The organism is Roseibium sediminicola (assembly GCF_023156505.1).
Lineage (GTDB): Bacteria > Pseudomonadota > Alphaproteobacteria > Rhizobiales > Stappiaceae > Roseibium > Roseibium sediminicola.
The window spans coordinates 52,871-66,909 of sequence record NZ_JALNMJ010000006.1 but is presented as its reverse complement, the minus strand read 5'-3'; the positions used below and the strand labels follow the sequence as shown (position 1 = coordinate 66,909).

Here is a 14,039-nt window from a genome sequence, read left to right as displayed (position 1 = left end):
CGGCTTTGACATGACAGTGCGCCCGCCTCAGTTGAGGAAACTGACCGACAAGGATCCGCTGGCGGCTGCGCTCGAACATGAAATCTTCAGCGAAAAAGCCGGGACGCTGGCACGGCTCAACAAGAAACTGGAGGAAGCACTGGCACGCCTGGCAGCTGAAGAAAGCGACGCCGGAACAACCGAGGAAGCCGTGCAGATGCGGCTTGCGGAAGCCGGCGAAGCCTTGTGGCATGTCACCATTCAGCGGGAACTCTGCGGCCTGCGCGAGCACAAGGCCTTTTACGATTTTGTCGGCGTGTCAAAGGCGGTCCGTCTGCGTATGGGACCCGCCTCCAGCTTGGGAAGTCCCGGCAAATTGGACAAAAAAGAGAGCCTGTGACAGATGTCACTTCTTTGTTGATGGCTCCGTCCTAGGAAAAGGAACCGGTTGCATCTTGGATGCGCCAATGGTTTTTTCTGGGGGCTTTTTGAAAGATGAGTTATTTACAGTCGCAATTGGCGAGCTATGTGAGGCATCTATGGCTCGCTGGCGCAACGGCATGTGTCCGGCGCCACACACACAACAAAGCCAGGCGCAAAACGGTCATGATGTGCAGGAAGACCCATCAGCTTAACTTCGCCACCCGGTTGGTGACAGGATGCCTGCTTTTCGCAGTGCTGGTCAGCCCAGTTGCGCTGCCCCTGGCCACAGCCGCTCCGGCGCAAGCCCAATCGGTGCGCATCGTCCCGGAAGGCAACCGGTACAAGTCTCAGCCGAGCATCCCATATGCGTCGTCGCGCCGTACTTCGGCATCGAAGTCCTCCTATGATGCTAAATTCGACAAGGTTCTAGCTGTTCTGAAGCGCGATCGCCAGCTGATGGGCTCCATCAAGCGCATCGCTTCCAAATACGGCATCGACCCGATCCACATCGTCGGCGCCATTGTCGGCGAACACACCTACAATTACGACACGCTCGACAGCGCCCAGTCCTATTACGTCAAGGCCCTGTCCTATGCCGGCATCCGCTTTGACTTCGAACTCAATGGCGAACATGTCGACACGTTCATCGAGCGGCCGCAATTCGACCGCTGCCGCAAGGAACACATCCAGAAAAGCAGCGACCGGCGCTGGTCCTGCTATGAAAATGTCTGGAACAGCAAGTTCCGCGGCCGCAAGGTCGATGGCGTTCGCTACCCGAAGCAGAATTTCAACGAAGCCTTCTTTCAGCCGCTGTTTTCCGGGCAAAGCTTCGGTCTCGGCCAGCTCAGCCCGTTGACCGTCCTGAAAATGACAGACCGGGTCGCGCGGCAGAGCAGCTACCGCAAGCTTGAGGCCTCCAACCCCAAAGAGGTCTACAAGGCCACGATGGATCCGAATATCTCGCTGCACTACATGGCCGCAATCATTCAGGATGCCATCTCCGCCTACAAGTCGGTCGGCAAGGTCGATATCTCCAAAAACCCTGGACTGACCGCCACGCTCTACAATCTCGGCGATCCCTGGAGCCGGGCCGCGAAATTCCGCCGCAGTGGCCAGAGCTGGCCGAAGGAGAACTATTACGGTTGGCTGGTCAACGACCGGATCGACGATCTCCGCGCCCTGTTCTGATCCCTGGAGCGAGGAGCAACTAAGCCAGGAACGGGTTGTTTTCCCGCTCATGGCCGATGGTCGAGGCCTGGCCGTGCCCTGGCAGAAAGGCGACATCGTCGCCGAGCGGCAGCAGCTTTTCCTGTATGGACCTGATCAGGGTGGCATGATCGCCCCCGGGCAGGTCCGTACGGCCGATGGAACCGGCAAACAGCACGTCGCCTGAAATCGCGAAGCGCAGCTCCCTGTCGAAGAACACCAGATGCCCGGGAGAATGACCGGGGCAATGGAGCACCTCGAAATTGCGCCCGGCAATCTCCACGGTGTCGCCTTCCACCATCCAGCGGTCCGGCGTCACCGGCTTGACATTGTCGACACCGAATTGCGCCGCCTGTTCGGCGACCCGGTCGATCAGCGGACGATCGTCTTCATGCGGCCCCTCGACCGGCACCTTCAGCGCCTCGGCGAGATCCGCGGCGCCGCCGACGTGATCGATATGACCATGGGTCAGGACGATCTTCTCCACCGTCACGCCCTGTTTCTGGATGGCGGCCTGGATCCGGTCGATGTCGCCACCCGGATCGACCACCGTGCCGCGCATGGTCGCCGGGTCCCAGATCAGCGAACAGTTCTGCTGAAAGGCCGACACCACGATCACCATGACCTGGATCGGCGGCTGCTCCTCCGTCGCACCTTCAGCGGAACCGTCCATGCCGGAAGTGTTGTTTTCTTGTGGCATGTTCGCCTCCTCGTCAGCGGCACCCGGGCCGGATTGGTCAAATGATGCTTGTAACAAATACGGGACAACGCTACCCGGTGTCGTGTTTCTGGTCACTAGCGGCTTCACCTTGCCGCGTGCATTTCGTACAAGATGAGAGGGCCTGTGAGAAGATGCCAGACACAATCGGGTAGCCGGAGCTTATGACGCCAAGACTGTTGACATTGCCGATCTCCGCCGCCGTGGCACTGTTGAGCGCCGCGGTCGCATTGGCGCAGCCCGGCAGAACCGTACCCAGCTTTGAAAGCTGGACGGTCGACTGCGGCAATACGGGCGTCTGTTTTGCCTCTTCCTTCACCCGCAGCCAGTCGGTCTGGGTCGATCTGCGCATTGTCCGGGACTGGCACGCAGACGCCCAGCCGCTGGTGCGCCTGACCACAAACACGGAACTGCCCAAGGACGGCACGTTGACCTTCCGCGTCGACGGCACGGAGATCGAGGCCCTGCCGATCGAACAGCTCCGGGAAATGCAGTCGGCGGTCAAAGCGCCGGCCGGGTTCCGGCCGCTGGGCGGCGAAGGTTTCTGGTATCCGACCGGCCCCGCAACCCTGACCCTCCTGAACGCCATGCGCTCTGGCAAGGAGCTGACCGTAGGCCTGCCGTCCGTCAGTGGCACGGACCCGGTTGCCGTCCCGGTGCCTCTTCAGGGCATGAAGGCCAGCCTGTTGTGGCTCGACAACCGGCAGGACCGGACCGGAACGGTCTCCGCCATCGTCACGCCCGGCACGGAACCGGCCAAGGACGCCCCGCATGCCGTAGCGCTTATGAGTGCCGATCAATTGCCGCCGGAAGTCGCCGCCGTCTGGTCCGCCAACCGGCTCTGCTCCAATATCGACCCAACCATTTTTGCCAGCCTCAATGCCGTCAGAGCGCCGCTCGCCGATAGCGCGTCGCTCTACATCATTCCGTGCGGCGCCCCCACCGCCTATAACAGCCCCTATGTTGCGGTTTTGGCCGGCAAGGACGGCGCGGCCCGCCAGGTCCATGTCGCCCGCATGTCCGAAAAGGGTCCGATTGCGACGGATCTGATCTACAACGCCAGATGGATTCCCGCAGATCAGCAGCTCGTCTCCTACTTCAAGGGCTCGGGCGTCGGCGAGTGCGGCCTTTGGAACCGCTGGGTCTGGAACGGCACCGGGCTTGTGCTGCTTGAAGAGGCAGCCAGAACGACCTGCGACGCAACCGAACCCGACTTGTCCAATTGGTCAAGCACCTGGCCCCTTAAAAACGCCTCGAATTGAGGCAGGGCCCAAGGATTCTCTTGCGATTTCGCCTCTGCCGACCTTATGATGATAACGCAGCGGCTGGAGGGGGATGCGGCATGTTTGTTGCTGACCTCTCTTGGAGTGTTGAGCGGACGTACAAGGTGCGCCCGGGTGAAGTGACTCGACTGTGAAGGCGGGTGAGATTGGTCGATATGTGCCGGACTGGCACAGAGATTAGGGTGATTTGGTAATGCACGATGGCGATTCGGACCGGCGGTCGCGTGGTCGGCGCGGCGGCAAGCGCGAGTTTGGCGGTCCGCAAGACTTCGGCAGTGATTTTGGCGGAAGCGATTTCGGTGGTGACTATGGCGGCGGCCGGGATGGTGGCTACCGGGGCGGACGCGGTAATGATTTTGGTGGCGGCTACGGCCGCGACGACAGAGACGGTGGCGGTGGCGGCTATGGTGGCAATCGCGATGGCGGCGGCGGCGGCGGTGGTTACGGTGGCGGCCGTAGCGGCGGCTACGGCGGCGACCGTCAAGGCGGCGGCGGCTATGGCGGTGGCGGCTATGGCGGTGGCCGAGGCGGTGATCGCGAAGGCGGTGGCGGCCGTGGTGGCTACGGCCAACGTGAAGGTGGCGGCGGCTACGGCCAACGTGAAGGTGGCGGCGGCTACGGCCAACGTGAAGGCGGCGGCGGCTACGGCCAGCGTGAAGGCGGCGGCGGCTACGGCCAGCGTGAAGGCGGCGGTGGCTACGGCCAGCGTGAAGGTGGCGGCGGCTACGGTCAGCGTGAAGGTGGCGGCGGCTACGGTCAGCAGCGCCCGCGCCGGGACGGCCCGCCTGTGGAACGTGGCCCGCGTCAATCCGGCACTGTAAAATTCTTCAAGTCCGACAAGGGCTTCGGCTTCATCACACCGGATGAAGGCGATGCGGACGTGTTCGTCCATATTTCCGCCGTCGAGCGGTCCGGTTTGTCGGCCCTCGACAGCGGCATGCGGATCTCTTTCGAAACCGAGCCGGACCGGCGCGGCAAGGGACCGAAGGCTGTCAACCTGCAGGTCCTCGAAGAGGATGGCAGCGAGCCCGCCGAGGACACACAGCCCGACGAAGAGTAAGCCGGACCGGCTGACCTTTGAAAGGTATCAATGACCTGCTTGACAGGGCGCGGTAAATACCGCGCCCTCGTTTATTTTGCCGAAGCCGCCGGTTAAGCTTTTCACGACCCGCCTCACCGCCTATAAGGCTGCTCCCAATTCCACCAGGTGAACTCATGGCGTCCAACCAGCCCTCAGCCCAGACCTCGACCATTCGTCCGTTTCTGCCCGGCGATCTCAGTGCCCTGCTGACCATGAACAACGCGGCCGTTCCGGCGGTGAGTGAACTCACCGCGGAAGGCTTTCTCGACCTGATCAACGGCGCCCTGATCTGCCTCGTGGCCGAAGTCGACGGCGCACCGGCCGGCTTCCTGCTGTGCCTGGGCGACGGCGTCGATTATGACAGCCCCAACTATCTCTGGCTGAGCGAGCGCGAGAGCAATTTCGCCTATACGGACCGGATCTGCGTGGACGAGGCCATGCGCGGCCGCAAGATCGGCGACGCGCTCTATGCCGCCCTGTTTCAGCATTATGCCGGCACGGGAAAGAGCTTCCTGTGCGAGGTCAATGAACGCCCGGCCAATCCCGGATCGATGCGCTTCCACGGCCGCCTGGGTTTTGAGGAAATCGGCAAGGCCGATCACGGCGACAAGGCCGTGGTTTACCTGAAACGCCCCGCAGAACCGGCAACTGGCACAGCGCGATGAACTACCGGCACGCCTATCACGCGGGCAATATCGGCGATGTCCTCAAACACGCCGTTCTGGCGCGTCTCATCGTCTATTTCCAGCGCAAGGACAAGGCGTTCCGGATTCTCGACACCCATGCCGGTATCGGGCTTTACGATCTGACATCCGAGGAAACCCGCAAGACCGGCGAATGGCAGCATGGCATCGCCAAGGTTCTGGAGGCAGACATGCCCGCGGCGGTGGCGGAGCTTCTCGAGCCCTGGCTAGGTGTCGTAAGGGATCTCAACCCCGGCAATGACCTCGAAGTCTATCCGGGCTCACCCCAGGTCGCGCGCCAGCTGTTGCGCAAGACCGATCGCCTGACCCTGACCGAGCTTCACCCGCAGGATTTCAAGACCCTGTCGGACCGTTATGCGGGCGACCATCAGGTCAAGACCATCCACCTGGACGGCTGGCTGGCCATGGGCAGCTTTCTTCCGCCCAAGGAGAAGCGCGGGCTGGTGCTGATCGACCCGGCCTTCGAGGTCACCGACGAGTTTGTCCGCATGACCGATGCCGTGCTCAAGGCCTACAAGAAGTGGCCGGGCGGCACCTATGCGCTCTGGTATCCGCTGAAGGACGCCCGCGCGATCCGCCGGATGCACGCGGATTTCGAGGCGGCGGGCCTCAGGGATGTTCTTGCGCTGGAACTCAATGCCGGCAAGAGCGGCCCCGACACCCGCATGCTCGGCTCCGGCATGACGCTGGTCAACGCGCCCTTCACGCTTGCCGACGAAATGCGCCACATCCTGCCGTGGCTTGCAGATGTGTTGCACCAGGGTCCCGGTGCCGGCTTTACGGTGACACAGCTGATCGTCGAATAAGTCACTTTTGCCGGGATCGAAGCTTGACCTTCAGACCGGCCTCCCCCATCGTCTCCCTCACAGTTTGCCTTCCGGAGTTACTGCCGTGCGTATTGCCCGTTTTGCCCGTTTGAGCCTGTCGGCCCTGACCGTTTTCGCAAGCCTTGCCGTGCCGGCCGTGGCCGACGAGCATCGTGTGTATTTCTCCTTTTCCGGTGAAAACCGGCTTCCGGATTGCACGGCCGCGTCCGTCAAAAGCGCAGTTGCCGGATCGATCGCACGGGCCAACCGCGACTATTACGGCGGCCGCACGATCCTGAGCGTCGACGAAATCAACGAAGTCCGCTACCGGCAGAACGGCATCAGCCCGGTCGCGCGCCGCTTTTGCCGAGGCAAAGCCAGCCTGTCCGACGGCTCGCTGCAATCCGTCCACTACATGGTGGAAGAACATGCCGGCTTTGTCGGCGTCAGCTGGAATGTCGAGGCCTGCCTGTCGCCGCTCGACAAATGGCACGTCTACGGCGCCCATTGCAGCACCGTGCGCCCTCACTGACACCGTCACAGACGAAAGGTTTTCACCGGATGGCGCTGTCGACCCGCTTCTGGAGCCGCTGCGCCGTCATTCTGGCCGCGTTGACAGGTCAGCCGGCGTTCGCGGACAAAGCCGGAGACTTTGACTTTTACGTTCTCGCCTTGTCCTGGTCGCCGACCTATTGCAAGCAGGCAGGCGGCAACGCCAACCCTCACCAGTGCGATGTCAGCAAGCCGTTCCGCTTTGTCGTTCATGGCCTGTGGCCGCAATATGAGCGCGGTTTTCCGGAGAGCTGCCCCGGCGCGCCGCAGCGCATCGATCGCTGGATCGCCACTTCCATGGAAGACATCATGCCGAGCCACAGCCTCGTCTTTCACGAGTGGCGCAAACACGGCACCTGCTCCGGACTGTCTCCGGAGGCCTATTTCGAACTGACCCGGGAAGCCTTCGAGAAGATCACCATTCCAGGCGCCTTCCGCACACTCGACAAGCGTGGCAAGGCGGCGCCGGCGACGGTTGAAAAGGCCTTCCGGCTGGCAAATCCCGGCTTGAGCGACGACGCCATGGCGGTCACTTGCGACCGCGGCGAACTCGAAGAAGTCCGGATCTGCCTGACCAAGGATCTGGAGTTCCGCGCCTGCCGCGAAGTCGACCGCTCCGGTTGCCGGGCCGGCAGCCTCTCCGTTCCCCCGCCCCGCGCCCGCTGACGCGCGCTGCGCCCCCGTCCCGTCGTTTCCTTCTGGAGGTCTGATCATGTTGAAACTGCGCTCGTCGCCCCCGTCCCCCTTCGGCCGCAAAGTCAAGCTCGCCGCGGCGATCCTGGGCCTCAAGGACCGGATCGAGATCGAAGACGCCAACACCGCCGATCCCTCCGACAGCCTGCGCAGCCAAAACCCGCTCGGCAAGATCCCGGCCCTGATCCTGGAAAACGGCGACGTGCTCTACGACAGCGCCGTCATTGTGGAATATCTCGATTTCCTCGCCGGTGGCGAAAAGCTGTTCCCGGCGGGTGAAGCCCGGTTCGCGGTGCTGCGCAACCAGACGCTGGCCGACGGCATCATGGAAGCGGCCATTCTCCGGGTCTATGAGAAGCGCTTCAAGGAGCCGAAGTACCGCGACCCGGCCTGGGACGCCTATCAGGCGGCCAAGATGGCGCGCGGCCTTGCCTATTTCGAGGCGAATGTGCCGGCGGAACCGTCCACGACCGCCGACATCGACGCCGGCACGCTGACGCTTGCCTGCGCGCTCGGCTATCTGGACATCAGGTTCGGCGGTGACTGGCGCTCGGGGCATCCGAAACTGGTCGCCTGGCTGGATGCCTTCGAAGCCGCCGTTCCGGCCTTCACCGGCACAAAGGTACCACCGGCGCCCGTGCCGGACAACGACCCGGCCCTGCTGCAGTAAGACTGGCCCGGGTCGCCATCTCCACGGCGGCTTCCAAACCATGCAGTTTGCATCCCGGCATCCCGCACATGCGTCTGCCCCATAAGCCTGCCGTCAAAAATACGTTTCTGAACACAAAAAAGCCCGGCACCAGAAGGTGCCGGGCCCGCAATGCCGTTTGCGGCGTTGATCAGAACTTGTAGCCAATGCCCATGCGGACTTGGGAATTGTTGAATTCCGAGCTGACGCCGGTTCCGTTCAGGTTGAAGTCCTGGCTGCCGAAATCCTGGTAGACATATTCCAGACGGGCGCTGACATTGTTGGTGATGGCAGCCTCGCCGCCCGCGCCGACCGTCCAGCCAAGGGCTGTCTTGCGATCGGAATCGCCGTTGCCGGAAAGTTCCAGATCGGCCAGGGCCAGACCGCCGGCACCATAAACCAGGTAGCGGTCGAAGCTGTAACCGACGCGCGCCCGGATATTGGAGTTCCAGTTGGACTTGGATTCAAGATTCAAGCCGCCATTGGTGCGCGAGTCCTTCAGGTCCGTGAGACTGAAGTCGGCTTCCGCACCGACGATCACATTCGGCGTCACCTGGAAATTGTAGCCTGTGTAAAGGCCACCACCGACACCGTTGGCGCTGGTGCTCAGGCTGGTGCTGCCGGACTGATTGTCGAAGTTGCCGAAGTTCCAGCCGAGATTACCGCCGACATAGATGCCGGACCAGTCAATCGATTGCTGCGGAGCCGGAACCGCCTCATAGGCCGGTGCCGGGGACTGCGGCAAATCCGCTGCAAGCACCGGCGCGGTCGCGGCCGATGCGGCGGTCAGTGCCATGCCAGCAAGTGCAAGACGTTTCATGAGAGATACTCCAGATCCACAATACTCTTTCTGAAAGGCCGGTTTCCAAGGCCGACCCATTGCGAGCAGGACGAGCTAAGCCGCGTCCCCACTCTCCCCCTGTCAGGAGATATGGAGAGCGTTTGTGGCGGATCGGAATTGAGACTTAGGAGATTTGGTGACAAATGGCGGCAACAATCTGGCAGGTTGAATAGCCTGTTAAGGCCATTGCAATTTGCAATCGGCGTATCCATTTGGCGGGTAGAAAGATCCTTGTCTCTGGCTTTCCCCGAACCAATCTATTGCGTATAAGGCGCCCAACAGGAATTGGGCCATCCTCTTAAGACGTGCACGTCGATCACATCAGACCGGAACCGGAACTCATAAATGCTGTTTGACTACATAAGCCTCGCAGGCGGACTTGTTGTGCTGATTATTGCCGGCGATGTCCTGGTCAGAGGCTCTGTGGGGGTCGCCCAGCGTCTTGGAATTCCCAATCTTGTCATCGGCTTGACCATTGTCGCCTTCGGCACGTCTGCTCCGGAACTGGTGATTTCGTTGAAAGCGGCGATGGAAGGCGCAGGCGGCATCGCGATCGGCAATGTGGTCGGTTCGAACATCGCCAATGTTCTGCTTGTCCTTGGCCTGCCGGCACTGATTGCGGCCACGCCTTGCGGTGAAGACGGCGCGACCCGGAACGCGCTTTTCATGGTCGCGGTGACCCTGGCCTTCATTGCGCTTTGTTTCTTCACCCCGATCGACCTGATGGCCGGCCTGATCCTTCTGGTTCTGCTCGGCGTCTTCCTGGCCGCTTCGACCATGGTTGCCCAGAAACACCGCAAGGAACAAAAGGCCATTGCCGCCGCGTCTGCCGGCGCCGCAGTCGCTGAACCGACTTGCGAGCTTGGCGGAGACGATGAGCTGGACGAGGTCGAGGATGTGCCGGATTCCATCTGGATCGCGCTGATCTATATCGGCCTCGGCCTGGTTGGCCTGCCGCTCGGCGCGCATTTCACCATCACCGGTGCCACCTCCATCGCCACTGCCTGGGGCGTCAGCGAGGCGGTGATCGGCCTGACCGTAATCGCGCTCGGCACGTCGTTGCCGGAACTTGCCACCACCGTGATGGCCGCGATCCGCCAGCATGGCGCCGTCGCCATCGGCAACGTCATCGGCTCCAACATCTTCAATCTGCTCGCGATCATCGGCATCACCGCCGTCGTCGTGCCGATCGACGTTCCGCCGGAAGTGCTCAAGCTGGACATCTGGGTGATGCTCGCCTGCGCCGTGCTGTTGACCGCTCTGGCCGGCTTACGCATCTGCCTCGGCCGCATTTCCGGCCTTGCCATGACTGCTGCCTATATCTTCTACATTGCCACCGTCTACATGCTCGGGCACACGGCCTGACGCCAACGCCGGCCGCGCCACACGCGTCCCTGCCCTTTCCCCTTCGCGAAGAGACGCTTAAATAGCAGACATGCAGGACACGTCTGATTCTCACCAGGAAGAGCCGCCCGCGGCCGGGGACAGCCCCGAGGCCGCGCGCAAGGGCGTCGAAGTCATCGCCGACGAGGTCAAGCGCCTGCCCAACGGGCCGGGCGTTTACCGCATGCTCGACGAGAATGGCGAGGTTCTCTATGTCGGCAAGGCCCGCAACCTGAAGAAGCGGGTGACCAGCTACACACGGCTGCAGGGCCAGTCCAACCGGATCATCCGCATGATCCTGGCAACCGCCGCGATGGAATTCGTCGTCACCCAGACCGAACCCGAAGCGTTGCTGCTGGAAGCCAATCTGATCAAGCGGCTTCGCCCCCGCTTCAACGTGCTGCTGCGCGACGACAAGTCATTCCCCTATATTCTGGTGACCGGCGATCACGCGTCCTCGGCGATCGTCAAGCATCGCGGCGCGCGCAAGCGCAAGGGGGACTATTTCGGCCCCTTCGCCTCCGCCGGCGCCGTTGACCGCACCATCAACGCGCTGCAGAAGGCCTTCCTGATCCGCACCTGTTCCGACAGTTTTTACGAAAACCGCACCCGTCCTTGCCTGCAATACCAGATCAAGCGCTGCGCCGGTCCCTGCACCGGCGAGATCGATCCGGAGGACTATGCTGGTCTTGTTTCCGAGGCCAAGGCGTTTCTCTCCGGACGCAGCCAGTTGATCAAGAAGCAGCTTGCCGAACAGATGGAAGCGGCGTCTGCCGATCTGGAATTCGAGCGTGCCGCCATCTACCGGGACCGCTTGTCCGCCCTGTCGCACATCCAGGCCCACCAGGGCATCAATCCGCAATCGGTCGAGGAGGCCGACGTCTTCGCCATCCACCAGGAAGGCGGTCAGACCTGCGTCCAGGTCTTCTTCTTCCGGACCGGGCAGAACTGGGGCAACCGGGCCTATTTTCCGAAAGCCGACAAGTCGCTGGAAGAGGCCGACATTCTGGAAAGCTTCCTCGCCCAGTTCTATGACGACAAACCCGCGCCGAGACAGATCCTGCTCAGCCACGCGCTCACCGAACAGGACCTGCTCGCCGAAGCCTTGAGCGAGCGCACCGGCCGCAAGGTTGAGGTCAACGCGCCCAAGCGCGGCGAAAAGAAAGAACTGGTCGATCACGCCCTGACCAATGCCCGCGAGGCCCTTGGCCGGCGCCTTGCCGAAACCTCCAGCCAGGCGCGGCTCCTGAAAGGTGTTGCCGAGGCCTTCGACCTGCCGGCACCGCCGCGCCGGATCGAGGTCTACGACAACTCCCACATCATGGGCACGAACGCAGTCGGCGGCATGATCGTCGCCGGGCTGGAAGGCTTCACCAAGGGCCAGTACCGCAAGTTCAACATCAAGTCCGAAGATCTGGTTCCAGGCGACGATTACGGCATGATGCGCGAAGTGCTGACACGCCGCTTCTCCCGGCTGTTGAAAGAACACGCCCGTCCGCAGCAGGCGGCAGCCACCGAGCCTGAAGACGACCAGGACGTTGAAGACACGCCTGAGCAAGCCCCGGCCAGCACCGACATGCCCGCCTGGCCCGATCTGGTGCTGATCGACGGCGGCCAGGGCCAGCTGACAGCCGCGCGCGAGACCCTGGAAGAGCTCGGCATCACCGATGTGCCGCTGGTCGGCATCGCCAAGGGACCGGACCGGGACGCGGGCCGCGAGAAGTTTTTCATCCCCGGCCGCCAGTCCTTCATGCTGCCGGAACGCGACCCGGTGCTCTATTTCGTCCAGCGCCTGCGCGACGAGGCTCACCGCTTTGCCATCGGCAGCCACCGGGCACGCCGCAAGAAGGACATTGTCCGCAACCCACTGGACGAAATCGCCGGCATCGGCCCGACCCGCAAGAAGGCGCTACTGACCCATTTTGGCACCGCCAAGGCGGTGTCAAAGGCAGGGGTCGACGATCTTGCCGCCGTTCCGGGCATTTCCGAAGCCATTGCCAAACTGGTCTATGACCATTTTCATGAATGATCTTTTTCCGGGTGCCGGATCCTGGGCCCCACAACCCGTAAAGCGGAGCCGTCATGTTTCAAAATTCGCTCGGTGAAGCGCTGCACTGCATTGAAACAGGCGATTTCGGCATGGCGCTCGAAATCCTGTCCGAGCTCCAGGCCGCCAACCCGAAAGACCCGCAGATCAATTACTGGCTCGGCGTGGCCTTCCTGTCGATCGGCTTTCCGGACAAGGCCGTCGATCACCTCCAGGCCGCCGCCAAGGTGGCCAAGAAGGAAGCTCAGATCTTTTCTACGCTTGCGGACGCCTATATCGCCGGTTCGCGTCCGGAAGACGCCCTGCCGCACGCGCGCAAGGCAACGACACTGGACCCGAAATCGGAGTTCGCCCACCGGATCCTTGGCGAAGCCTATGCCCGGCTGCGCCGCCCGGTGATGGCCGAACATGCGCTTGAAGCCGCCATCAAGCTCAACCCGGCATCGGCCGTCTCGCATTTGGCCCTTTCCAGGCTGAAAATCTCGCTCGGCGACATGGACGGCGCCGAACAGCACTATCGCAGCGCTTACGAGCTCACGCCGGACGATCCGTCCGTCCTCATCAATGCCCGGGACGTTTCAGACCCCGGCCTCAAGCTGGAGGCTCTCGAACGGATCGATATCATCCTCAGCGATCCGCGGCGTCCCGTCTCGGGCGCGGACCGCGCCCGGCTCGCCTTTACAGCTGGCAAGATCTGCGACGATGCCGGGGATTACGCCAAGGCCTTTCACTATTTGGACCTGCACAGGCAGGACATGTACGGTCCCTATGACGCCGACCGGGAACAGGCCTTTTTCACCTCCTTCGAAAAGGTCTTCAACAGGGACTTTTTCGAGGAGCGCAAGGACTTTGCCCTTTCGAGCGACCGGCCCGTCTTCGTCTTCGGTATGCCGCGCTCGGGCACCAGCCTGGTGGAATCCATCCTGTCGGCGCATCCGAAAGTGGCCGGCGCCGGGGAGCTGTCCTTTTTCGAAGACCAGGTCTCGGCATTGTGCGGCCAGGACAGGGGCGACGCCTTCTTCAAGGCGACCCGGGGTCTGGACAAGAAAGAGGCGCACAAGATTGGCCGCAAATACCTGGCGCTCCTGGAGAGCTACGGCAAGAAAAATGCCCGCGTGGTCGACAAGCTGCCGCAGAATTTTGAGCATCTCTGGCTGCTCGCGCTCTTGTTTCCGAACGCCACCTTTATCCATGTCACCCGCAATCCGGCGGATACCTGCGTCTCGATCTACATGACCCCGCTGCCCGGCAGGCATACCTACAACCGGTCACAGGAAACGCTTGCCCATTATTACGGCCTTTATGCCGGGTTGATGCGGCACTGGGACAAGGTGTTGCCGGTCGCCCTGCGTCATCAGTCCTATGAAACACTCGTTGCAGAGCCCGATTCCGAACGCCCGGCACTCATCGGCCACGCCGGCCTTGTCTGGGACGAGGCCTGCAGCCAGCACGAGCGCAACGAGGGGCAGGTGTTCACCTTCAGCATGACCCAGGTGCGCAAGCCGATCTATAAAGGGGCCGTCAACCGCTTCGAAAAATATCGCGACCAGATCCAGCCTTTGCTGAAGGGATTGTCACAAGCAGGATCAGAAGACTGAAGTCCGTTCGGTTTGCATTGTCCGGTTGGCTTGTTAA

14 protein-coding genes are annotated in these 14,039 nt (G+C 62.1%); 12 read left to right on the top strand and 2 right to left on the bottom strand.

The window, feature by feature from the left end; genetic code table 11:
* The first annotated feature begins 10 nt into the window (after positions 1-10).
* Positions 11-379, top strand: coding sequence for a DUF6665 family protein (locus M0H32_RS10585; protein WP_248153667.1), 369 nt, complete (start codon positions 11-13; stop codon positions 377-379).
* 206 nt (positions 380-585) lie between these two features.
* On the top strand, positions 586-1,590 hold the full coding sequence (locus tag M0H32_RS10580) for a DUF1402 family protein (RefSeq protein WP_248153664.1): 1,005 nt from the start codon (positions 586-588) through the stop codon (positions 1,588-1,590).
* A gap of 19 nt (positions 1,591-1,609) precedes the next feature.
* On the opposite strand, the gene M0H32_RS10575 is transcribed toward M0H32_RS10580, so the two are convergent.
* Positions 1,610-2,281, bottom strand: a complete 672-nt coding sequence (locus M0H32_RS10575) for an MBL fold metallo-hydrolase (protein ID WP_282449328.1) — start codon at positions 2,279-2,281, stop codon at positions 1,610-1,612.
* Between the two features lie 209 nt (positions 2,282-2,490).
* Here M0H32_RS10575 and M0H32_RS10570 point away from each other — a divergent pair, with 209 nt between their 5' ends.
* The 7 genes from M0H32_RS10570 to M0H32_RS10540 all read left to right on the top strand — a co-directional run bounded on the left by M0H32_RS10570 (position 2,491) and on the right by M0H32_RS10540 (position 8,115).
* The gene (locus M0H32_RS10570; RefSeq protein WP_248153663.1) at positions 2,491-3,588 is read left to right on the top strand and encodes a DUF1176 domain-containing protein; all 1,098 of its coding nucleotides are present in this window, start codon (positions 2,491-2,493) and stop codon (positions 3,586-3,588) included.
* A 214-nt stretch (positions 3,589-3,802) separates the two neighbouring features.
* Positions 3,803-4,669 (top strand): cold-shock protein, encoded by an 867-nt coding sequence (locus M0H32_RS29465; RefSeq protein ID WP_282449318.1) that lies wholly within the window; start codon positions 3,803-3,805, stop codon positions 4,667-4,669.
* Positions 4,670-4,824: 155 nt separating this feature from the next.
* Positions 4,825-5,355 (top strand): GNAT family N-acetyltransferase, encoded by a 531-nt coding sequence (locus M0H32_RS10560; RefSeq protein ID WP_248153662.1) that lies wholly within the window; start codon positions 4,825-4,827, stop codon positions 5,353-5,355.
* The gene (locus M0H32_RS10555; RefSeq protein ID WP_248153660.1) at positions 5,352-6,200 is read left to right on the top strand and encodes a 23S rRNA (adenine(2030)-N(6))-methyltransferase RlmJ; all 849 of its coding nucleotides are present in this window, start codon (positions 5,352-5,354) and stop codon (positions 6,198-6,200) included. Before M0H32_RS10560 ends, M0H32_RS10555 begins: the two co-directional genes overlap by 4 nt.
* An 85-nt stretch (positions 6,201-6,285) precedes the next feature.
* Positions 6,286-6,732 (top strand): cytoplasmic protein, encoded by a 447-nt coding sequence (locus M0H32_RS10550; protein ID WP_248153659.1) that lies wholly within the window; start codon positions 6,286-6,288, stop codon positions 6,730-6,732.
* Positions 6,733-6,761: 29 nt separating this feature from the next.
* Positions 6,762-7,418: a ribonuclease T2 family protein gene (locus M0H32_RS10545; protein ID WP_248153657.1), complete on the top strand. Its 657-nt coding sequence runs from the start codon at positions 6,762-6,764 to the stop codon at positions 7,416-7,418.
* A gap of 46 nt (positions 7,419-7,464) precedes the next feature.
* The gene (locus M0H32_RS10540; RefSeq protein WP_248153656.1) at positions 7,465-8,115 is read left to right on the top strand and encodes a glutathione S-transferase family protein; all 651 of its coding nucleotides are present in this window, start codon (positions 7,465-7,467) and stop codon (positions 8,113-8,115) included.
* Positions 8,116-8,284: 169 nt separating this feature from the next.
* On the opposite strand, the gene M0H32_RS10535 is transcribed toward M0H32_RS10540, so the two are convergent.
* Positions 8,285-8,953 carry an outer membrane protein gene (locus tag M0H32_RS10535; protein ID WP_248153655.1) on the bottom strand — a complete coding sequence of 223 codons (669 nt, stop codon included), beginning with the start codon at positions 8,951-8,953 and terminating at the stop codon, positions 8,285-8,287.
* A gap of 366 nt (positions 8,954-9,319) precedes the next feature.
* On the opposite strand from M0H32_RS10535, the gene M0H32_RS10530 reads away from it, so the two are divergent.
* The 3 genes from M0H32_RS10530 to M0H32_RS10520 all read left to right on the top strand — a co-directional run bounded on the left by M0H32_RS10530 (position 9,320) and on the right by M0H32_RS10520 (position 14,002).
* Positions 9,320-10,339, top strand: coding sequence for a calcium/sodium antiporter (locus M0H32_RS10530; protein WP_248153653.1), 1,020 nt, complete (start codon positions 9,320-9,322; stop codon positions 10,337-10,339).
* 70 nt (positions 10,340-10,409) lie between these two features.
* Positions 10,410-12,386: an excinuclease ABC subunit UvrC gene (uvrC, locus tag M0H32_RS10525; protein WP_248153652.1), complete on the top strand. Its 1,977-nt coding sequence runs from the start codon at positions 10,410-10,412 to the stop codon at positions 12,384-12,386.
* 53 nt (positions 12,387-12,439) lie between these two features.
* Positions 12,440-14,002: a tetratricopeptide repeat-containing sulfotransferase family protein gene (locus M0H32_RS10520; RefSeq protein WP_248153650.1), complete on the top strand. Its 1,563-nt coding sequence runs from the start codon at positions 12,440-12,442 to the stop codon at positions 14,000-14,002.
* Positions 14,003-14,039: the final 37 nt, after the last annotated feature.

Coding starts and splice junctions, on each gene's coding strand:
- M0H32_RS10585 (WP_248153667.1), top strand. CDS start 11: ATGACAGTGCGCCCGCCTCAGTTGAGGAAACTGACCGACAAGGATCCG.
- M0H32_RS10580 (WP_248153664.1), top strand. CDS start 586: ATGATGTGCAGGAAGACCCATCAGCTTAACTTCGCCACCCGGTTGGTG.
- M0H32_RS10575 (WP_282449328.1), bottom strand. CDS start 2,281: ATGGACGGTTCCGCTGAAGGTGCGACGGAGGAGCAGCCGCCGATCCAG.
- M0H32_RS10570 (WP_248153663.1), top strand. CDS start 2,491: ATGACGCCAAGACTGTTGACATTGCCGATCTCCGCCGCCGTGGCACTG.
- M0H32_RS29465 (WP_282449318.1), top strand. CDS start 3,803: ATGCACGATGGCGATTCGGACCGGCGGTCGCGTGGTCGGCGCGGCGGC.
- M0H32_RS10560 (WP_248153662.1), top strand. CDS start 4,825: ATGGCGTCCAACCAGCCCTCAGCCCAGACCTCGACCATTCGTCCGTTT.
- M0H32_RS10555 (WP_248153660.1), top strand. CDS start 5,352: ATGAACTACCGGCACGCCTATCACGCGGGCAATATCGGCGATGTCCTC.
- M0H32_RS10545 (WP_248153657.1), top strand. CDS start 6,762: ATGGCGCTGTCGACCCGCTTCTGGAGCCGCTGCGCCGTCATTCTGGCC.
- M0H32_RS10540 (WP_248153656.1), top strand. CDS start 7,465: ATGTTGAAACTGCGCTCGTCGCCCCCGTCCCCCTTCGGCCGCAAAGTC.
- M0H32_RS10535 (WP_248153655.1), bottom strand. CDS start 8,953: ATGAAACGTCTTGCACTTGCTGGCATGGCACTGACCGCCGCATCGGCC.
- M0H32_RS10530 (WP_248153653.1), top strand. CDS start 9,320: ATGCTGTTTGACTACATAAGCCTCGCAGGCGGACTTGTTGTGCTGATT.
- uvrC (WP_248153652.1), top strand. CDS start 10,410: ATGCAGGACACGTCTGATTCTCACCAGGAAGAGCCGCCCGCGGCCGGG.
- M0H32_RS10520 (WP_248153650.1), top strand. CDS start 12,440: ATGTTTCAAAATTCGCTCGGTGAAGCGCTGCACTGCATTGAAACAGGC.